General features: G+C 53.9%; 19 protein-coding genes and 1 other annotated feature (1 of these 20 cut by a window edge). Of the genes, 6 read left to right on the forward strand and 13 right to left on the reverse strand.

All coding sequences use genetic code 11. From position 1 onward, the window contains the following. Positions 1–105, reverse strand: a sequence feature (Thr leader region); it reaches 13 nt to the left of the window's first position. The 3 genes from thrL to yjjY all read right to left on the reverse strand — a co-directional run bounded on the left by thrL (position 44) and on the right by yjjY (position 1549). Further along, a complete protein-coding gene (thrL, locus tag FN037_RS20085; RefSeq protein WP_138362052.1) occupies positions 44–112 on the reverse strand; it encodes a thr operon leader peptide in 69 nt (22 codons plus the stop codon). (Overlaps the previous feature by 62 nt.) Positions 113–324: 212 nt before the next feature. Further along, entirely contained in the window at positions 325–1011 is a 687-nt protein-coding gene (locus tag FN037_RS20090) for a tRNA/rRNA methyltransferase (protein WP_138361864.1), read from the reverse strand. 397 nt (positions 1012–1408) lie between these two features. Continuing rightward, entirely contained in the window at positions 1409–1549 is a 141-nt protein-coding gene (yjjY, locus tag FN037_RS20095) for a protein YjjY (RefSeq protein WP_138361863.1), read from the reverse strand. A 95-nt stretch (positions 1550–1644) separates the two neighbouring features. Here yjjY and arcA point away from each other — a divergent pair, with 95 nt between their 5' ends. Then, positions 1645–2361 (forward strand): two-component system response regulator ArcA, encoded by a 717-nt coding sequence (arcA, locus tag FN037_RS20100; RefSeq protein ID WP_138361862.1) that lies wholly within the window; start codon positions 1645–1647, stop codon positions 2359–2361. 304 nt (positions 2362–2665) lie between these two features. On the opposite strand, the gene creA is transcribed toward arcA, so the two are convergent. Then, the gene (gene creA, locus FN037_RS20105; protein ID WP_138361861.1) at positions 2666–3139 is read right to left on the reverse strand and encodes a protein CreA; all 474 of its coding nucleotides are present in this window, start codon (positions 3137–3139) and stop codon (positions 2666–2668) included. Positions 3140–3348: 209 nt separating this feature from the next. Between creA and robA the strand changes: the two genes are divergently transcribed. After that, positions 3349–4218, forward strand: coding sequence for an MDR efflux pump AcrAB transcriptional activator RobA (robA, locus tag FN037_RS20110; RefSeq protein ID WP_138361860.1), 870 nt, complete (start codon positions 3349–3351; stop codon positions 4216–4218). On the opposite strand, the gene gpmB is transcribed toward robA, so the two are convergent. After that, positions 4215–4862 carry a 2,3-diphosphoglycerate-dependent phosphoglycerate mutase GpmB gene (gene gpmB / locus FN037_RS20115; RefSeq protein ID WP_138361859.1) on the reverse strand — a complete coding sequence of 216 codons (648 nt, stop codon included), beginning with the start codon at positions 4860–4862 and terminating at the stop codon, positions 4215–4217. The two genes, robA and gpmB, sit on opposite strands and share 4 nt — an antisense overlap. A gap of 115 nt (positions 4863–4977) precedes the next feature. Here gpmB and yjjX point away from each other — a divergent pair, with 115 nt between their 5' ends. Then, positions 4978–5493 (forward strand): inosine/xanthosine triphosphatase, encoded by a 516-nt coding sequence (gene yjjX / locus FN037_RS20120; RefSeq protein ID WP_138361858.1) that lies wholly within the window; start codon positions 4978–4980, stop codon positions 5491–5493. Here the strand turns inward: yjjX and trpR are convergent. Then, on the reverse strand, positions 5480–5812 hold the full coding sequence (trpR, locus tag FN037_RS20125) for a trp operon repressor (protein ID WP_138361857.1): 333 nt from the start codon (positions 5810–5812) through the stop codon (positions 5480–5482). The two genes, yjjX and trpR, sit on opposite strands and share 14 nt — an antisense overlap. Positions 5813–5929: 117 nt before the next feature. Then, complete coding sequence (gene sltY / locus FN037_RS20130; RefSeq protein ID WP_142503044.1) at positions 5930–7867, reverse strand: murein transglycosylase; 1938 nt, start codon at positions 7865–7867, stop codon at positions 5930–5932. Between the two features lie 336 nt (positions 7868–8203). Between sltY and ettA the strand changes: the two genes are divergently transcribed. Beyond that, on the forward strand, positions 8204–9871 hold the full coding sequence (gene ettA / locus FN037_RS20135) for an energy-dependent translational throttle protein EttA (protein WP_138361855.1): 1668 nt from the start codon (positions 8204–8206) through the stop codon (positions 9869–9871). Positions 9872–10754: 883 nt separating this feature from the next. Here ettA and nadR read toward each other — a convergent pair. The 3 genes from nadR to serB all read right to left on the reverse strand — a co-directional run bounded on the left by nadR (position 10755) and on the right by serB (position 14499). Beyond that, on the reverse strand, positions 10755–11996 hold the full coding sequence (gene nadR, locus FN037_RS20140) for a multifunctional transcriptional regulator/nicotinamide-nucleotide adenylyltransferase/ribosylnicotinamide kinase NadR (RefSeq protein ID WP_138361854.1): 1242 nt from the start codon (positions 11994–11996) through the stop codon (positions 10755–10757). Positions 11997–12135: 139 nt separating this feature from the next. Beyond that, complete coding sequence (radA, locus tag FN037_RS20145) at positions 12136–13518, reverse strand: DNA repair protein RadA (protein ID WP_138361853.1); 1383 nt, start codon at positions 13516–13518, stop codon at positions 12136–12138. 9 nt (positions 13519–13527) lie between these two features. Next, positions 13528–14499 carry a phosphoserine phosphatase gene (gene serB, locus FN037_RS20150; RefSeq protein ID WP_142503045.1) on the reverse strand — a complete coding sequence of 324 codons (972 nt, stop codon included), beginning with the start codon at positions 14497–14499 and terminating at the stop codon, positions 13528–13530. A gap of 104 nt (positions 14500–14603) precedes the next feature. Here serB and FN037_RS20155 point away from each other — a divergent pair, with 104 nt between their 5' ends. After that, positions 14604–15245 (forward strand): YtjB family periplasmic protein, encoded by a 642-nt coding sequence (locus tag FN037_RS20155; protein WP_138361851.1) that lies wholly within the window; start codon positions 14604–14606, stop codon positions 15243–15245. A 10-nt stretch (positions 15246–15255) separates the two neighbouring features. Beyond that, positions 15256–16272, forward strand: a complete 1017-nt coding sequence (lplA, locus tag FN037_RS20160; RefSeq protein WP_138361850.1) for a lipoate--protein ligase LplA — start codon at positions 15256–15258, stop codon at positions 16270–16272. 78 nt (positions 16273–16350) lie between these two features. Here lplA and deoD read toward each other — a convergent pair whose 3' ends face one another. The 3 genes from deoD to deoA form a co-directional block, all read right to left on the reverse strand. Then, positions 16351–17070, reverse strand: a complete 720-nt coding sequence (gene deoD, locus FN037_RS20165; protein WP_138361849.1) for a purine-nucleoside phosphorylase — start codon at positions 17068–17070, stop codon at positions 16351–16353. Positions 17071–17171: 101 nt separating this feature from the next. Beyond that, on the reverse strand, positions 17172–18395 hold the full coding sequence (deoB, locus tag FN037_RS20170) for a phosphopentomutase (RefSeq protein WP_138361848.1): 1224 nt from the start codon (positions 18393–18395) through the stop codon (positions 17172–17174). A 52-nt stretch (positions 18396–18447) separates the two neighbouring features. Next, positions 18448–19770: a thymidine phosphorylase gene (gene deoA / locus FN037_RS20175; RefSeq protein ID WP_142503046.1), complete on the reverse strand. Its 1323-nt coding sequence runs from the start codon at positions 19768–19770 to the stop codon at positions 18448–18450. Between the last annotated feature and the right edge of the window lie 106 nt (positions 19771–19876).

The raw sequence follows: 19876 nt of genomic DNA on the forward strand, positions 1-19876 counted from the left end.
GCACTGTTCAGGTGCGGGCTTTTTTCTGTGTTTCCTGTACGCGTCAGCCCGCACCGTTACCTGTGGTAATAGTGATGGTGATAATCGTGGTGATCATGCCGATGCGATTCATGGACGTTGTGTACTCTGTAATTTTTATCTGTCTGTATCCTGTGCCTATATTGGTTAAAGTATCTGTCGCCTTAAGTCAACGAATTTCTACTTACAGGCGTTTTTTTCGTGAATAGACAATCCGCCAAAATACCCCAATTACTCACCGGAATTTATGCAAAGAAATGTCAATAATCAGCACACATATCCATACTAAAACGCTATGACGGGATTTTAGTCTGAGAGTTTTTTTTCAATGTCGTGCAATAAACGATGAAGCATTGCGGTGTCGCGCTGTTGCAAAAGACCGATACGCTGCTGTAGCCAGTCGCTGAGTTTGACATCATCTTCAACGCCCAGACGGGTAAGTAGATCGCGAGTTCGTAAACGTAACGCCTGGAGCTGATTGTCATCCCCGTCGACTAACATGGTCCGGTTTTGCTGCAGCAACGAAGTCAGTTGATAACAATACACCATCACAGACTGCCCTAAATTCAACGAAGGGTAGTCCGCCACCATGGGGATACCGGTCAATACGTCGGCCAGGAGCAACTCTTCGTTAGTAAGCCCGGAATCCTCCCGGCCAAACACCAGAGCGGTATGATTCATCCACTGCGCTTTCTCCTCCAGCATTGGCAAAAGCTGCTGCGGCGTCACGTAATAGTGAAAACGCGCCCGGCTGCGAGCGGTTGTGGCGACGGTAAAATCGACGTCGTGCAGCGCCTGCTCTAATGTGGCAAAAGTACTGATATTATCGAGAATGTCGCCGGAGCCATGCGCAACCCAGCGCGCGGCAGGCTGCATATGGGCATCGCTATCGACGATACGCAGGTCGCTAAACCCCATTGTTTTCATCGCTCTCGCGGCAGCGCCAACGTTTTCTGCCCGAGCGGGAGACACTAACACAATTGATAAACGCATTCGGTTTCCCTTTTATCTTTCAGCGGCAGGAATGACCATTCATCCCCTCATTTTACGCGCCATGAATTTACAAATTTGCAACAAAAGACGCTAAATTTGAGCTTTATCACTCATAAAGAAAACTAAACTATTCCCAAGACCCCATTACCCGGAGTATGTTAACAGAACGCATTTATCCGTATGTTTGACAATGATATTTATGTCAAAGCGTCTTTGCGGGTAGTGGATTCACCCTATTCATTATTTGCTGAGCGCGATTAATTGAGCCGTAGGTAAATTGTGATGATGAATCGCATTTCAATGCAATGATTTCACATGACTATTAACGTGCTACAATTGAACTTGATATAGGTCAACGAAGCGTAGTTTTATTGGGTGTCAGGGCTCTCTTAGCCTGTTATGTTGCTGTTAAAATGGTTAGGATGACAGCCGTTTTTGACACCGTCGGGTCCAGAGGGAAAGTACCCACGACCAAGCTAATGATGTTGTTGACGTTGATGGAAAATGCATCAAGAACGCAATTACGTACTTTAGTCATGTTACGCCGGACATGTTAATTTGCGACATGTACCAGGCAGGTCAGGGACTTTGGTACTTCCTGTTTCGATTTAGTTGGCAATTTAGGTAGCAAACATGCAGACCCCGCACATTCTTATCGTTGAAGACGAGTTGGTAACACGCAACACGTTAAAAAGTATTTTCGAAGCAGAAGGTTATGATGTATTCGAAGCGACCGATGGCGCGGAAATGCATCAGATCCTGTCTGAAAATGATATTAACCTGGTGATCATGGATATCAACCTGCCAGGTAAAAATGGTCTCCTGTTAGCGCGCGAACTGCGTGAACAGGCAGACGTCGCGCTGATGTTCCTTACAGGCCGCGACAACGAAGTGGATAAAATCCTTGGCCTCGAAATCGGTGCCGATGACTATATCACGAAACCATTTAACCCACGTGAACTGACGATTCGCGCACGCAATCTGCTGTCCCGAACCATGAACCTCGGCACCGTAAGCGAAGAGCATCGCAGCGTAGAAAGCTATAAGTTCAACGGTTGGGAGCTGGATATCAATAGCCGTTCGCTGGTTAGCCCGAATGGCGAGCAGTACAAACTGCCGCGCAGTGAATTCCGTGCCATGCTTCACTTCTGTGAAAATCCGGGCAAAATTCAGTCGCGTGCAGAACTGTTGAAGAAAATGACCGGCCGTGAGCTTAAACCGCACGACCGTACCGTGGACGTGACCATCCGTCGCATTCGTAAGCATTTTGAGTCCACCCCGGATACCCCGGAAATTATCGCCACTATCCATGGCGAGGGGTACCGTTTTTGTGGCGACCTGCAGGAATAACAGCGTTTTTCTTGCTGTCATCACGTAAAAACGGCGCAACTAGCGCCGTTTTTTATTTAAGATGCCACGCTTCCCGCCTCATCACAGCTCTCAGACCGTGAAGCGGATAACGATGAACGGCAAATCGGTCAGCAACAGAGTTGAACACCATAATAGCTGCGCCCCGTGAGAGCGGGTCTTATGAGTAAGACTGGCCACTCCGGCGACCTGCGCACCTGCAGTTTGACGGGAACAGACGCGCATTATCCCATACCCGGCCCATCCAGCACCAACTATATACCGGCGACTGAATTAGCATTGCCCGTTATTTATCCCATGCCATAATCGGCACAGCGCTAATCGCATTCTTTGGCGAACCGTCGACAATTTTATCTGAATAGGTCAGATAAACCAGCGCATTACGTTTGGCATCGTAAAAACGCACAACCTGCAGCTTTTTAAATATCAGCGAGGTACGTTTCTGGAATACCACCTCCCCCTGGGTTTTGCCCTTTTTGATTTTATCCGTTAACTCAATGGGCCCCACCTGCTGGCAGGAGATCGCTGCATCGGAAGTATCTTCCGCCAGCCCCAGTCCGCCTTTAATTCCCCCCGTTTTCGCCCGGCTGATATAGCACGTAACATTCTGAACATCGGGATCGTCAAAGGCCTCAACCACGATTTTATGATCCGGTCCGAGGAATTTAAAAACAGTATCAACAGAGCCGATTTGTTCCGCCTGCGCCAGCTGGCAGCCCGCGAATAAAAACATGCCCGCAGCTAATTTCTTGTATTTCATATTGTTACCATTATTAAATAATTTACTGAGCCATTATCACACATCAAGAAGAAAAGTTTTATAGATCACAGCGTTAAAAACGCACCACCAATACTTTCTGAATAATCGCATTTAAAAGCAAAAAAAACACTGAATGCTAAAACGTCAAAAAATGCTATTATCCGCTACCTTTAGTAGCGGGCACCTGAGTTTAAGGATGGGGATATTTTATGGATCAAGCAGGGATTATTCGCGATCTCCTTAGCTGGCTGGAAGGTCACCTGGATCAACCACTCTCACTGGATAATGTGTCAGCAAAAGCGGGCTATTCCAAGTGGCATTTACAAAGAATGTTCAAGGACGTAACCGGTCATGCCATCGGCGCCTATATCCGTGCCCGTCGCTTATCCAAATCGGCTGTCGCCCTGCGACTGACCGCACGCCCGATTCTCGATATCGCTTTACAGTATCGCTTCGACTCACAGCAGACCTTTACCCGAGCGTTCAAGAAGCAATTCTCGCTCACGCCAGCGCTCTACCGACGCTCTCCTGACTGGAGTTCGTATGGTATACGTCCACCGCTGCGTCTCGGCGAATTCACGATGCCAAAGCATGAGTTCGTCACGCTTGAGACTACTGAACTGGTTGGCTTAACCCAGAGCTATACCTGCAAACTCGAAGAGATTTCTGACTTCCGTAATCAGATGCGCGTACAATTCTGGCGAGAGTTTCTTGCCAATACGCCGTCGATTCCGCCGACCCTGTATGGCCTGCATGAGCCGCGTCCTAGCCTCGATAAAGATGACGAGCAGGAGGTTTTTTACACCACTGCGCTGACGCCGGAGCTGGCTAACGGCCACCTGCATAACGCTCATCCGATGACGCTTGAAGGCGGAGAGTACGTGATGTTTACCTACGAAGGCCTGGGCACCGGGTTACAGGAATTCATCCTGACGGTTTACGGTACCTGTATGCCGATGCTCAACCTTACCCGACGCAGAGGCCTGGATATCGAACGCTTCTTCCCGGAAATTGAAAGTGGGGATCAGGAACCGCCAGTTAACGTGCGCTGTGAATACCTGATCCCGATTCGCCGTTAACGCTGAAGCTCATCCATTGCGGGGGCATCCAGATGCGAAACATCCCCCGCCGTTTCCACCACCCATCCTGAGGCCAGCCACGGGCTTTGCTGGTAGTCAATGCGGGAAATAGAGCAGTTGCGCAGGCGCAAACGACGTTCCGCATAAGCCGGTAAACCCAGGATTGTACTCACCAGGCAACCCAACGCCATCCCGTGGCTCACCAGCAGCGGCCGACTTCCGGCAGGCAACGCCAGACAAGATGCCAGCGCCGCGTGCATGCGCTCGCTCAACTCCTGCATTGACTCCCCCTGCGGAATGCGGCCATCCGGCGTGCCGTTCACCAGTTGTCGACGCCAGCCCTCTTCTTCTTCATTCAGCGAGTCAATATGGCGCTTTTCAAGCACCCCCATATCCAGCTCACGCAAGCGTGCGTCCGCAATGATACGGCAACCGCAAGCTTCGGCGATAATCTCCGCGGTACGCCGCGTACGGCCTAAATCACTGGTGATAATATGCGTAATGCCTAACGTTCTGGCACGCTCACCAACCTGCCAGGCCTGACGCTCACCATGGGCGGTAAGCGGACTGTCAGACTGGCCCTGAATACGTCGCTCGGCGTTCCACTGCGTTTCACCGTGGCGAACAAGGTAAACCTGTAACATGCTTTATTATCCGTTCTGAACTCTCAATCTTCGAGCTACAAGCATAGCTTACCTGCAACCAGACTGATCTGGAGTATACTGCGATGATGTTATGTCACTCTGAGTTGTTTTGATTATGCACCATGTTGTCTCAGCGACCACTAATCCCGCCAAAATTCAGGCAATTCTGCAGGCTTTTAACGAGATCTTCGGCGAAGGATCCTGCCATATTGAGTCTATCGCCGTCGAGAGCGATGTGCCGGAACAGCCTTTTGGCAACGAGGAAACGCGCGCTGGCGCACGAAATCGCGTAGCCAACGCGCGCCGTATACGGCCGAACGCGGACTTCTGGGTAGCCATTGAAGCCGGGATCGACGAAGGCAGTACTTTTAGCTGGGTGGTTATCGACGATGGCGCACAGCGTGGAGAATCGCGCTCCGCGACCCTGCCGCTACCGCCAACCATTCTGGAAAAGGTTCACGCTGGCGAAGCGCTGGGATCGGTGATGTCACAGCATACCGGTATCATTGAAATTGGCCGTAAAGAGGGAGCGATTGGCATCTTTACCGCCGGAAAGCTAACGCGCAGCAGCGTTTATCATCAGGCGGTCGTGCTGGCGCTAAGCCCGTTTCATAACGCTATTTATCGTTAACTTTCGGCAGCACCTGCGACAGCCACTGGCGCAATTCCGCCGGAGCGGACTTCAGGCTATTTGAACCACGGGTAATAGTGGCGATCCCCGCGCCGAGCTCATTTTTTAGCTCGCGCTGGCTCATCTCGCCGCGCAGCAGTTCTTCAATGATGCGAACGCGCGTCCCCAGCGCCTCACGTTCATCGGGGGTCAGCATGAGCTGTAAAAACGGCAGTTGTAAATCGTCGGTGTACGCCTGCTGTAATAGCGCCACGAAACGCAGCCATTCCTGATGACGCTGTTCGGCCACCGCCGCTGAATAGGGGGATTGTTGGGTCATGTTACGCCACCTGTCGGATGTACTCACTAACGAGTACAAAGCATAACATACTTCTGTCCGTACTCTACGCATTTCAGGCAACATAGCAAAATGCTATGTTGCCTGAAAACGACGGGGCTAATAACGCAGTTTCCACTCCGCATCGCTCAACAGCGTATCTTTCTGCCCCATAAAGTAGCGATAGTAAGCGTCATAGGACAAAACGTTTTTCACATAACCACGCGTTTCCGAGAACGGTATACTCTCGACAAACGCCACTGCGTCTATCCGCCCGTCGCTATTGCCGCGCCAGGTTCGAACTCGCCCTGGGCCGGCGTTATAGGCTGCAGAGGCGAAAATGCGGTTATCGCCAAACTGTTGATAAACATATTGCAGGTAGCGAGTGCCGATATTGATGTTCATTTCCGGGTCCAGCAGTTGCGATGGGCTGCTGTAACCCGGAATACTGAACATGCTGACCATGTGCGTGGCCGTTCCCGGCATAATCTGCATCAGGCCGCGGGCGCCAACCGGTGAACCGGCTTTCGGATTCCAGGCGCTCTCCTGGCGGGCAATCGCCATCGCGTAGCTTTGTGGAATATCTTTGCCGCTGGTATAGCGGGCAAAGAGATCTTTATAGGCGAGTGGAAAACGCTCTTCCAGTTGATCCCATAATTTACCGGCGATCGTGGCCTGAACGCTGAGATCCCACCAGTCCTGATTAAACGCATAGCGCGCCAACTGAGCCTGCTGATCTTTGGTTTTGCTGGTCACCAGGCTTGCCCATTCACTACGGGCGGTGTTATCCATATTCCAGTACATCAGCTCACGCACGCGAGCCATTTCAGGCCCGGAGGTCAACGCCGGATCGATATTAGCGGGCGCTTTGTCGATGCGAAAAGTGTACTCCTCGCCAAGACGCTGGGCCGCGACCATCGGGTAAAAACCGCGTTGCTGCATCAGAGCGTGCAGAATCTCTTTCGCTTCATCATCGCGCCCGCGCTCCAGCAACAGATCTGCTTGCCAGTATCGCCATTCATCTTTCTCTTTCGCCTCCATCGGCAAACGAGCCAGCCAGGTGTTCAGACCGCGTCTGTCGCCGAGACCTAAAGCCATACGCACCCGACGCTCCACCAGAGTCGTCGATTGCGAACGCATAATGGCGTCGTCGCGCCAGCTAGCCTGTTCTTCGGTAACGTCGTTACCCATCAGTCGCCAGGCGACAATATCCCGCAGTTGCTGAGTCTGCTCTTCATTCAGCTTCTGCGCCTGCGCCAATGCGGGGATCATCAGGCGCGCGTTTTCCACATCCTGACGCGCAACGCTGGCAAAGGCCGCCGCTGCCATCTGGCGGGTGAAATCCGTCGCGCCGGTGGTACGGGCGAACGTCATTACACTATTCGGATCGTTAGCCAGCGCAATGACCGCTGTCGAAATCGTTTGATAATCAGGCGGCATCTGTTGGGCAAGAACTCGCACCAGACTGGTATTCCCCGCTTTCATCGCCAGCAGGATCCGCTCAAGATACGCCAACGGATCCTGCTGACCGGAAGCGCGCCAGGCGCCAAATAGCCGATCGCAGGCGTTTGGCTGACTTTTTCCGCTCAACCACAGCGTTTTTGCACCGCTCCAGGCTTCCTGAGTCTGGCCTGTGTTCCATTTTGCATAGTAGTAATTACACTGCGCTTCAGTGCTGGCCGGTTTATCCGGACTAAAGGCCAGCAGGCCACGCCAGTCGTCACGACGCGCCAGCTCGTTAACAAATCGTGATTTCAGCGACCGCGCCAGAGGCAGTGTCGGGTTGGCAGCGATAAAATTGGTCACCACCAACGCAGGCTGATTCATGAGATCGTCGGTTATCTGCCGATACTGAAGGTAAGGATAGAGCGGATAGGTCGTCAGGGTGGGCATCAGTTGGTTGACAACATCCATCTGTCGATGGTCCCACGCCTGTTTAATTTGAGCATAGCGGCTGCGTTGTTCATCCAGTGAATCCGCATGCGCCAGTTGGCTTAACACCAACAGACTCACGCTGGCAGCCAGAACACGCCAGGCCACAGTTTTGGCTTTTTCCACAAGCTCATCCTCTCTTCAGGTGCGCCACTGCAGCATCATGCCGCTGGCAAAATTTCATGTATCAGATAGATATGCTAATCAGACAACGCAAATCACGCCATGTCCTGAACATTTTTTTACGCTTTTGTTAATCCCATCGCCTCGCTGGGATTAACGCGCGAAAAAGGCTACACTTCGCCTTTGAAAACTATTCACTACGCTACTCAAAATTATTCTGGCTGCATCAAAGCGGCAATAAGAAGAGATCCCTGAAAGCATTACCGGGTGTTCCGAATGCAGCCAACACAGAGGCCGCCAGAAGGATAGAGAGTATATAAATGAGAGGCGAACTCCAACGTGGCTCAATTCGTTTATACTATGCATCGTGTCGGCAAAGTGGTTCCGCCGAAACGTCATATTTTGAAAAATATCTCCCTGAGCTTCTTCCCTGGCGCGAAAATCGGCGTTCTCGGTCTGAACGGCGCCGGTAAGTCGACCCTGTTACGCATTATGGCCGGTATTGATACCGATATCGAAGGCGAAGCGCGCCCGCAGCCCGGCATCAAGATTGGTTACCTGCCACAGGAGCCGCAGTTAAATCCGGAGCAGACCGTACGCGAGTCAGTCGAAGAGGCGGTGGCCGAAGTGGTCAACGCGTTGAAGGGTCTCGACGAGGTGTACGCTAAGTACGCTGAGCCGGATGCCGACTTCGACAAACTCGCCGCGCAACAGGGTAAGTTTGAAGAGATAATCCAGGCGCACGACGGCCACAATCTCAACGTACAGCTGGAGCGTGCCGCCGACGCTCTGCGTCTGCCGGACTGGGAGGCGAAAATCGCCAATCTTTCCGGTGGTGAGCGCCGCCGCGTCGCGCTGTGCCGTCTGCTGCTGGAAAAGCCGGACATGCTGCTGCTTGACGAACCAACTAACCACCTGGATGCAGAATCCGTGGCATGGCTGGAGCGTTTCCTGCACGATTTCGAAGGTACCGTCGTGGCGATTACTCACGACCGTTACTTCCTCGATAACGTTGCCGGTTGGATCCTTGAACTTGACCGCGGCGAAGGGATTCCGTGGGAAGGTAACTACTCTTCCTGGCTGGAGCAGAAAGATCAGCGTCTGGCGCAGGAAGCCTCTCAGGAAGCGGCCCGTCGTAAATCGATCGAGAAAGAGCTGGAGTGGGTACGCCAGGGCGCGAAAGGCCGCCAGTCTAAGGGCAAAGCCCGTCTGGCACGCTTTGAAGAACTTAACAGCGTCGAATACCAGAAACGTAACGAAACCAACGAACTGTTTATTCCGCCTGGCCCACGTCTGGGGGATAAAGTGGTGGAAGTCAGCAATCTGCGTAAGTCCTACGGTGACCGCCTGCTGATTGACGACCTGAGTTTCTCCGTGCCGAAAGGCGCGATTGTCGGCATCATCGGCCCGAACGGCGCGGGTAAATCCACGCTGTTCCGCATGATGTCCGGTCAGGAACAGCCGGATAGCGGCACCATCACCCTGGGTGATACCGTCAAGCTGGCTTCCGTCGACCAGTTCCGTGACGCCATGGATAACAGCAAAACCGTGTGGGAAGAAGTTTCCGGCGGGCTGGATATCATGAAGATCGGCAATACCGAGATGCCGAGCCGCGCCTACGTTGGCCGCTTTAACTTCAAAGGGGTTGACCAGGGCAAACGCGTGGGCGAGCTGTCCGGCGGTGAGCGCGGTCGTCTGCATCTGGCGAAGCTGCTGCAGGTTGGCGGCAACGTGCTGCTGCTCGATGAACCGACCAACGACCTCGATATTGAAACCCTGCGCGCGCTGGAAAACGCCCTGCTGGAGTTCCCGGGCTGCGCAATGGTTATCTCGCACGACCGTTGGTTCCTTGACCGTATCGCCACTCACATCCTGGATTACCAGGATGAAGGTAAGGTGGAGTTCTTCGAAGGGAACTTTACCGAGTACGAAGAGTACAAGAAACGCACCCTGGGCGCCGATGCCCTTGAGCCGAAGCGTATCAAGTACAAGCGTATCTCGAAATAAATGCAAAAGGGCAACGCAAGTTGCCCTTTTCAGGCTGATGACAAACCTGCATCAGATACTGTGCCCGCATTTCCGCCGGATGGCGGCTAACGCCTTATCCGGCCTACATGTTCTAAAATATCAATAAATTATCAATCACCTGCTGGCCCGTGCAAACGAAGCGCCGCCGGACAATTCCTGAAGAACGCTCATTGAAAAAGACAAAGCAAGTTGTGGTGCTGGTCAGTTTAGGAAAATTCACCCGGTGTTATAGCGGGTAAGCAGCTCCGCTAATCGGTAGTTATGGCGAACATGGCGCGTTTTTCGTTTTCGCCCATTCAAATTCCGTGGTCTGTTCCGTTCACGGGTAATACGAAGATATTCGTTATATCCACAGCGTGTGAACGGGCAGGGGGACGTTTCGCCCGTCCCCCTGCACCCCCGGCATGGCGCTGAAAACCTGCCGCTCCGCGGTCCGCTCCACTCCGGCTTCATCTGGCGGACCGGCTGAGACGCGGCATCCTTGCCGCGACTCAGCCTCTGGCCGCCGTCCTGGCGGCCAGTCCTGGATGCGCGCCTGCGTTCTCGCCAGGTTTCCTTGATGCGCCCAACCCCCATGCGGTGAGTCCGTTATTCGTCAGTGGCTTTTCAGAGGCTGAAAATTATAAAAAAGTTATATCCTTTATATTTCAGCCCGTATCAGCTCAGTAAGCGAATCAACTGAATCAGATTTTCGTTTAAACCACCGATAATGCGATTGCCACAGGCAAATAAAACAAAAGGCAACACCGATGATTTGCTTAAGTGAACGGCATTACAAAGCAAATTGCCCTTTTTTATGTATCCCGTCTCTCTGTAGGCTGAGACGGCCGGGGTGAGGGCATCAGGCCGCACTGTCCGTGCCTTATCCGGGCTGCCCCTGCTCGCCCATCATCTCTTTCACCAGTTCAACACAGCGCAGAAAGCGCGCGTCGTAATCCGCTTCTTTCACATGCACGAAGTCTATTTCATTCTCTTTTAGCAGAGAGACCAGCAGCGACTGGAACTCCTTACGATCGACTGAACTGCCAAGACTGCGCAAACCATCCGCTACCCACGGAGTATTGTTCTCCAGCAAAATAACCAGGTCGAAGCGATACTCATCGATCAGCGCCTGAACAAAGGGATGCTCGCGCCCTTCATACTTCAGACAAAAAGCCTGAGTGCTGACAAAATCGGTGTCGATAAACGCCACTTTATTGGCATATTTTACTGCAAAATCAATGTATTGTGCATGTCCAAGAGCTATTTTGTCATAGTCAGAATATTGCAACGCAATCTCATCGCCGCCAAGATGCGAAAACACATAGTCACGACCATATTCCCAGGCGCTGGTCGTATTAAAAATATTGGACAGTTTATTTACCAGCGTCGATTTACCGCTGGACTCACCACCAAGAATCGCCACCGTACGCACAAAAAATGGTTTTACTTCAGTCGGAATATATTCCCAGTAGCGGAACGGGTTTTCACGGATCTGCCCCCCGCTAATGTTCATAAAAGTGCGTTTCGGATCGATAAGGACGGTCTCGATCCCTAAATGCTCCAGATACTGGGGCGCATCCCCTTCTTCTGAAGTATAAATCCAGTTTGGCTCAATACCCTTCTCGCTCATAAAGGCACGGATCCCGCGGCTCCAGACATCCCAGCCGTGCGGATAAGGCTCCATTCCTTCTTCATTAAAAGCATGAATGCGAATATTTTTTTGATATTTAAAGGTTTGCAGCAACCAGCGCAGACGATCGGGTACGGTCGGCTGCTGTGACATGGCGCTCTTTTCAAACAGTTCACGATCACGGGGAGCGTCGTAACCCATAATGATATGCAGTTCATCGACCTGGCTGCAGGCACGCTGAATCAGGTAAATATGCCCGGTATGCAGCGGATAAAACTTACCAAAAACGACACCCACGCTCTTTTGCCGACGCGGAAACTCCAGCCCCAGAAACCGATGCAGCGCTTCCAGCTTCTGCGCGCTCGGGCTTTTGATTTTAGCGTTCAGCAACTGGCTCAGATAGCCTTTGGTCATCCCGCTGGCATCCGCCACCTGCTGTAGCGTACAACCTTTCTGCTTGATCGCGGTTTTAAGATAGTCAAACGATGACACAAGAGCCTCCTGCTAAAAAACGCGTAACAATGCCTGATGGCGCTTCGCTTATCAGGCCTACAACATCAATCCGTAGGCCGGATGGCGACGCATTGCGCCGCCATCCGGCAAATTATACAACATCAGTGCATACAGATGATTATAAGTCGTCAAAGACGCTTAACGCGTCCGCAAGTTTTTTCACACCAAAGATCTGCATCCCTTCCGGCACTCTTTTCGGTACGTTGGCCGCCGGAACGATTGCGCGACGAAATCCATGCTTAGCCGCTTCCGAGATACGCTCCTGACCGCTCGGCACCGGGCGAATCTCCCCGGCCAGCCCCACTTCGCCGAAGACCACCAGATCCTGCGGCAATGGGCGGTCGCGCAGACTGGAGACCATCGCCAGCAGCAACGCCAGATCGGCGCTGGTTTCAGTGACCTTTACCCCACCGACGACGTTGACGAACACATCCTGATCCGCCATCTGCAGGCCACCGTGGCGATGCAGCACCGCCAGCAGGATCGCCAGACGGTTTTGCTCCAGCCCCACAGCCACACGGCGTGGATTGGCCATCATCGAGTGATCCACCAGCGCCTGGATCTCCACCAGCAGCGGGCGCGTCCCTTCCCAGACCACCATCACCGAACTGCCGGACGTCACTTCATCACCACGGCTTAAGAAAATTGCGGAGGGGTTGCTGACCTCACGCAGTCCCTGCTCGGTCATCGCGAACACGCCCAGTTCATTTACTGCGCCAAAACGGTTTTTATGGCTGCGCAGGGTGCGAAAACGAGAATCGGCGTCACCATCAAGCAGCACCGAACAGTCGATACAGTGCTCCAGCACCTTCGGCCCGGCCAGAGAGCCATCTTTAGTGACATGACCAACCATCACAATAGCCACGCCGCGCGTTTTGGCAAAGCGCGTCAGGTAAGCGGCCGTTTCGCGCACCTGGGCCACGCTCCCCGGCGACGACTGCACGTCGGCCATATGCATCACCTGGATGGAATCGATAACCATCAGCTGCGGCTTTTCTTCATCCGCAATAAGGCAAATCTGCTCAATACTGGTCTCTGACAGCATATTGAGATTGGCGGTCGGCAACCCCAGACGATGGGCGCGCATCGCCACCTGCTGCAGCGACTCTTCCCCGGTAACGTACAGCGTTTTCATACCTTCAGACAGTTTGCACAGGGTTTGCAACAGCAGCGTCGACTTACCCGCCCCGGGATTGCCGCCAATCAGGATGGCGCTGCCAGGCACGACACCACCGCCCAGCACACGGTCGAATTCTTTAAAGCCAGTGGAAAAACGGGGCAATGCCTCAAGGCTGATATCAGAAAGCTTCTGTACTTTCGAGATCCCGGCATTACCGGCATAGCCTGACAGGCGCTCGTTCCTTGCCACCTGCGGTGAAGCGGCTATGCGCATCTCGGTGATCGTATTCCACGCATGACAGGCGCTGCACTGCCCCTGCCAGCGCGGGTAGTCCGCACCACATTCATTACAGACAAATGCGCGTTTTGGAGCTTTCGCCACGTTCACCTCTTACTTTTGATTCATGCTGCCGGAGAGAATACAGAATACCCCCATCAGGTCAGCGTGACGGATAGTCACTTCCGCCAGTTCATTTACTTTTGGTTTGGCATGATAGGCAATGCCGAGCCCTGCCGCTTTAAGCATCGGCAGATCGTTAGCGCCATCGCCAATCGCTACGGTTTGCGCCGCCGGGAGCGCATACTTTTCCGCCAGTTTGCGCAGCGTATTGGCTTTATATTTTGCATCGACGACATCGCCAATAACGTTGCCAGTCAGCTTACCGTCCATGATCTCAAGTTCATTGGCAAATACCGCATCAAGATGCAAATTGTCGCGCAGATACTCGGCAAAGAAGGTGAAACCGCCGGAGGCGATCGCCACTTTCCAGCCGAGCGTTTGCAGATTCTGAACCAGTTGCGTCAGCCCCGGCATCAGCGGCAGGGCTTCGCGCACCTGCAACAAAATGTTGGCGTCGGCATCTTTCAGGGTCGCCACCCGCTGACGCAAACTGGCGGTGAAATCAAGTTCGCCACGCATCGCTCGTTCGGTGACTTGCGAAACCAGTTCGCCGGTACCGGCCAGTTTGGCGATTTCGTCGATACACTCAATCTGAATCGCCGTTGAATCCATATCCATCACCAGTAAACCGGGCGTGCGCAAGTGCGGGATTTTGCCCAGCGGCGCGACATCCAGTCCCGCTTCGTGGGCCAGCCGCGTCGCCCGTAGCGTCAATGAACCTGCCAGACGAATCACCTGATAATCTTCGACCGCCCACGAGGAGACGATAACCAGCGCCGCGCCCAGCTCACGCTGCCACTGCGTCAGACGACGCTTGTTAAGGCCCCGGCCATACAGCAACCAGCCGCTACGTCCGGCGTGGTAATCCAACGGCATAACTTCATCACCGCTGAGGGAAAGCGGCAATCCAGGCCACAGGGAAACATCTTCAGGCAGGTCGCACCAGGTCAAACTATTTGGCATCACGGCTCCACATCACTTCATTCAGGCGAGGAAAATAACGCATGAGGCTACCTTGTAACCAACGCTTCTGGCAACATTAAGCTGCAAATTTTCAAAGGTGGAATATGGTACGCGCAAAACTTAAATTCCGGCTGCATCGCGCGGTGATCGTTTTGATCTGTCTGGCGCTGCTCGTTGCTCTGATGCAGGGCGCGTCGTGGTTCAGCCAGAACAGTCAAAAACAGCGTAATCCGCAACTGGAAGAACTGGCACGCACGCTGGCACAACAGGTGACGCTAAATCTGACGCCGCTGATGCGTAGCGAAACGCCAGATGAGAAAAGGATCGGCCAGTTGCTGGAACAGCTTACCGACAAAAGTCGGGTCCTGGATGCGGGTGTTTATGACCAACAGGGCGATTTGATCGCGCGTTCCGGTGAAAGCGTTGAAGTACGCGATCGGCTGGCGCTGGACGGCAAAAAAGCGGGCGGTTACTTCAACCAGCAAATCGTCGAGCCTGTTCAGGGTAAAAATGGTCCACTCGGCTACCTGCGGCTGACGCTGGATACACATACCTTAGCCACTGAATCGCAACAGGTCGATAATACCACCAATATCTTACGCCTGATGCTGTTATTATCACTGGCCATCGGCGTGGTACTGACGCGTACCCTGCTGCAAGGTAAGCGCACCCGCTGGCAGCAATCGCCCTTCCTGTTGACCGCGAATAAACCGGTGCAGGATGAAGATAAAGATGAATCGGAATAAGGAAATCGCGATGCCTGGACTTCGTCTGCTGCTCTCTGACTCTTACGACCCGTGGTTCAATCTGGCGGTTGAGGAATCTATTTTCCGTCAGATGCCCGCCAGCCAGCGTGTGCTGTTTTTGTGGCGGAATGCCGACACTGTGGTCATTGGCCGCGCGCAAAACCCGTGGAAAGAGTGCAACACCCGGCGCATGGAAGAAGACAATGTTCGCCTGGCGCGACGCAGCAGCGGCGGCGGCGCGGTGTTTCACGATCTGGGCAATACCTGTTTTACCTTTATGGCCGGGAAGCCGGAGTACGACAAAACGATCTCCACCGCGATAGTGCTCAATGCGCTGAACGCGCTGGGCGTTACCGCAGAAGCTTCCGGCCGTAACGATCTGGTGGTGAAAACAGCGGAAGGCGACCGCAAGGTTTCCGGCTCGGCCTACCGGGAAACCAAAGATCGCGGCTTCCATCACGGTACATTGCTGTTGAATGCCGATCTCGGCCGTCTTGCGAACTACCTCAACCCTGATAAGAAAAAGTTACAGGCCAAAGGGATCACTTCTGTACGCGGGCGCGTCGCAAATCTGGTGGATCTGCTGCCAGGCATTACCCATGAACACATCTGCGACGCTATTACCGAGGCGTTCTTCAGCCATTACGGCGAACGCGTGGACGCCGAGATAATCTCTCCAGATAAAACGCCGGATCTGCCCAATTTTGCCGAAACGTTCGCTCGCCAGAGCAGTTGGCAATGGAACTTCGGCCAGGCGCCAGCTTTTACGCATCTTCTGGATGAACGCTTTATCTGGGGCGGCGTTGAACTGCACTTCGACGTTGAGAAAGGGCATATCACACGTGCTCAGGTTTTTACCGACAGCCTTGACCCTGCGCCGCTGGAAGCGCTGGCCACGAAATTACAGGGCTGCCTGTATCGCGCTGAAATGCTACAGCAGGCTTGTGATGCGCTGTTAGTCGATTTTCCAGAGCAGGAGAAAGCGCTACGGGAGTTGTCGGCATGGATTGCCGGAGCGGTGCGCTAATTAAAAAAGCCCGCTGCGCTTAGCGGGCCTCAAAACCGCAGGCCGGGTCGGGTGAAGCTCCGCCCGGCACAACAGGCCTTACTCTTTATCGCCCAGCAGAACGGATTCCAGCGCGATTTTGATCATGTCGTTGAACGTCGTCTGGCGTTCAGCGGCGGTGGTCAGTTCATGAGTACGGATATGGTCGGATACGGTGCAGATAGCCAGCGCTTTCGCACCAAACTCAGCCGCAACGCCGTAAATACCTGCCGCCTCCATTTCCACGCCCAGGATGCCGTACTTTTCCATCACGTCGAACATTTCGCCGTCAGGAGAGTAGAACAGATCGGCGGAGAACAGGTTGCCCACGCGCGCGTCAACACCCAGCGCTTTCGCCGCGTCTACCGCGTTGCGCACCATGTCAAAGTCGGCGATGGCCGCAAAATCATGATCCTTGAAGCGGATACGGTTAACTTTGGAATCGGTGCAGGCACCCATACCGATCACCACATCGCGCAGTTTAACGTCCATACGCACAGCACCGCAGGAACCCACACGAATGATTTTCTTGACTCCGAAGTCGGTGATCAGTTCTTTCGCGTAAATAGAGCAGGATGGGATCCCCATGCCATGCCCCATAACGGAAATCTTACGGCCTTTGTACGTCCCGGTGAAACCCAGCATGCCGCGCACGTTGTTCACTTCACGTACATCTTCAAGGAAAGTTTCAGCAATGTGCTTCGCACGCAGCGGGTCGCCCGGCATCAAAACGACGTCAGCGAAATCACCCATTTCTGCATTAATATGTGGAGTTGCCATCTTCAGCTCTCTTTAATTAGTTGTTTTTACCGGGTGGTGGCTTTGCCTTACCCGGCCTGCAAACCGTAGGCCCGGTAAGCTTGCGCCGCCGGGCAATTGCATCACAGCATGTTTTTGCCGTAGTCCATCGGCGACGTACCGAAGTACGTTGCCAGCGTCTGACCGATATCCGCAAAGGTTTCACGGTGACCGAGCGAGCCCGCTTTCACTTTCGGGCCATAAATCAGCACCGGAATGTGCTCGCGAGTATGGTCCGTACCGGTCCAGGTCGGGTCACAACCGTGGTCGGCGGTGAGGATCAGAATGTCATCTTCACCGACCAGTTCCATCAGTTCCGGCAGACGGCGGTCAAACAGCTCCAGACCCGCAGCATAGCCCGCTACGTCGCGGCGATGCCCCCAGGATGAGTCGAAATCAACGAAGTTGGTAAAGACGATCGTCTCGTCGCCCGCGTCTTTCATCTCTTTAAGGGTGGCGTCGAACAGCGCGTCCAGGCCAGTGGCTTTCACTTTTTTGGTGATGCCGCAGTTGGCGTAGATATCCGCAATCTTACCGACGGAAACCACCTGCCCTTTTTTCTCGTCGACCAGTTTCTGCAGGATGGTCGGCGCCGGCGGTTCAACGGCCAGATCGTGACGGTTGCCGGTACGCTGGAAGTTACCGGCCTTATCGCCGATAAACGGACGCGCGATAACGCGACCAATATTGTAGCCGCCTTCGGTCAGCTCTTCACGGGCGATTTCGCACAGCTCGTACAGCTTATCCAGCCCAAAGGTCTCTTCATGACAGGCGATCTGGAATACGGAGTCAGCGGAGGTATAGAAAATCGGTTTACCGGTTTTCATATGCTCTTCGCCCAGTTGATCCAGAATGACCGTGCCGGAAGAGTGACAGTTACCGAGGTAACCCGGCAGGTTGGCGCGTTTTACCAGCTTATCCAGCAGTTCCTGCGGGAAGCTGTTTTCGTGGTCGCTGAAGTAGCCCCAGTCGAACAGAACCGGCACACCGGCGATTTCCCAGTGTCCTGATGGGGTATCTTTACCGGAAGAGAGCTCATGCGCCCATGCGTAAGCACCGATAACCTCTGCGTTACCGTCCATACCCGCAGCAATTTTACCGGTAGCACCTTCATGCGCCTTCACCAGCCCCAGACGAGTCAGGTTAGGCAAATTCAGCGGACCTTTGCGGCCGTGGTCAGCCTCGCCTTTGGCGCAGGCTTCTGCAATATGGCCCAGGGTATCTGAACCTACGTCGCCAAAGCGATCCGCATCTTCAGTCGCACCGATGCCGAAAGAGTCCAGCACCATAATAAATGCACGTTTCATCTTATTCTCCGTACCTTTTGCGCTGCAAAAAAGCGATCAGATCAGTATACCGCTATTCGGTAATACGACGATAGACTGTCGGTGTAATTTCAGGCGCTTTGTCGTCAAGGCTGATTGCCGCTTTGACGGCTTGCGCCGCTTCCTGCCAGCTGGCTTCGTCTTTGGCGTGGATAACAGCCAACGGACGCTGCCCGTCAACGCTGTCCCCCAGACGCGCCATATCGGTAAAGCCGACGCTGTAATCAATGGTGTCCGACGCCTGGCGACGACCGCCGCCCATTGAGACCACCGCCATGCCCAATGCGCGAGTGTCTATCGCGGAGACAAAACCTTCCGTATCGGCATAGACGGCTTTGCTGAGCATCGCCGTCGGCAGGTATTTCGCGTAGTTTTCCACGAAATCGCTCGGCCCTTTCTGTGCCGCTACCATGCGACCAAAGATTTCCGCCGCTTTGCCGTTATCCAGCACCGCCTGTAGTTTCACTCGCGCATCGGCGTCATCTTTCGCCAGCTTGCCGGAGATCAGCATCTCCGCACACAGCGCCATCGTGACGTCGAACAGACGCGGGTTGCGGTATTCACCTGTCAGGAACTGCACCGCTTCGCGCACTTCGACGGCGTTACCGGCGCTGGAGGCCAGCACCTGGTTCATGTCGGTGAGCAGCGCCGTTGTGCGCACGCCTGCACCGTTGGAAACGCCAACGATGGCTTCAGCCAGCGCGGCAGAGAGTTCGTAGGTCGGCATAAAGGCGCCGCTGCCCACTTTCACGTCCATCACCAGCGCATCCAGCCCTTCCGCCAGTTTTTTCGCGAGGATTGAAGCGGTGATCAGCGGGATGGAGTCCACCGTCGCGGTAATGTCGCGGGTGGCGTAAAAACGTTTATCCGCCGGTGCGAGCGAACTGGTCTGCCCAATAATCGCCACACCCACGTCTTTAATGATTTCGCGGAAACGGTTGTCGTCCGGGAAAATATCAAATCCCGGGATCGCTTCCAGTTTGTCGAGCGTACCGCCGGTATGACCGAGACCGCGCCCGGAGATCATCGGAATGTAGCCGCCGCAGGCCGCCACCATAGGGCCAAGCATCAGCGAAGTCACATCACCCACGCCGCCGGTGGAGTGTTTGTCGACAATGGGGCCGTTAAGGTTGAGACTCTTCCAGTCCAGAACGGTTCCTGAATCTCGCATCGCCATGGTCAGCGACACACGCTCAGGCATCGACATATCGTGGAAGAAAATGGTCATCGCCAGCGCGGCAATCTGCCCTTCAGAGATGGTGTTATCACGAATACCATTGATAAAGAAGCGGATCTCTTCGTCGCTTAACGGATGACCATCACGTTTTTTACGAATAATTTCTTGTGCGAGAAACACGGTAACCCCCAGGAGAAAAGAGTAGAAGGCCATTGTAGGCCGGGTAAGCAACGCGCCACGCGGCAGTCGTATTGATGCCGGATGGCGGCTGCGCCTTATCCGGCCT

This window comes from Klebsiella sp. 2680, assembly GCF_900198535.1.
Classification (GTDB): Bacteria; Pseudomonadota; Gammaproteobacteria; order Enterobacterales; family Enterobacteriaceae; genus Klebsiella; species Klebsiella indica.

Bases quoted from the DNA above. Each gene is read 5' to 3' on its own strand.
- deoD (WP_138361849.1), bottom strand. From the start codon at position 17,070: ATGGCAACTCCACATATTAATGCAGAAATGGGTGATTTCGCTGACGTC.
- robA (WP_138361860.1), top strand. From the start codon at position 3,349: ATGGATCAAGCAGGGATTATTCGCGATCTCCTTAGCTGGCTGGAAGGT.
- lplA (WP_138361850.1), top strand. From the start codon at position 15,256: ATGCCTGGACTTCGTCTGCTGCTCTCTGACTCTTACGACCCGTGGTTC.
- creA (WP_138361861.1), bottom strand. From the start codon at position 3,139: ATGAAATACAAGAAATTAGCTGCGGGCATGTTTTTATTCGCGGGCTGC.
- yjjX (WP_138361858.1), top strand. From the start codon at position 4,978: ATGCACCATGTTGTCTCAGCGACCACTAATCCCGCCAAAATTCAGGCA.
- gpmB (WP_138361859.1), bottom strand. From the start codon at position 4,862: ATGTTACAGGTTTACCTTGTTCGCCACGGTGAAACGCAGTGGAACGCC.
- serB (WP_142503045.1), bottom strand. From the start codon at position 14,499: ATGCCAAATAGTTTGACCTGGTGCGACCTGCCTGAAGATGTTTCCCTG.
- trpR (WP_138361857.1), bottom strand. From the start codon at position 5,812: ATGACCCAACAATCCCCCTATTCAGCGGCGGTGGCCGAACAGCGTCAT.
- deoB (WP_138361848.1), bottom strand. From the start codon at position 18,395: ATGAAACGTGCATTTATTATGGTGCTGGACTCTTTCGGCATCGGTGCG.
- arcA (WP_138361862.1), top strand. From the start codon at position 1,645: ATGCAGACCCCGCACATTCTTATCGTTGAAGACGAGTTGGTAACACGC.
- FN037_RS20090 (WP_138361864.1), bottom strand. From the start codon at position 1,011: ATGCGTTTATCAATTGTGTTAGTGTCTCCCGCTCGGGCAGAAAACGTT.
- FN037_RS20155 (WP_138361851.1), top strand. From the start codon at position 14,604: ATGGTACGCGCAAAACTTAAATTCCGGCTGCATCGCGCGGTGATCGTT.
- yjjY (WP_138361863.1), bottom strand. From the start codon at position 1,549: ATGACTAAAGTACGTAATTGCGTTCTTGATGCATTTTCCATCAACGTC.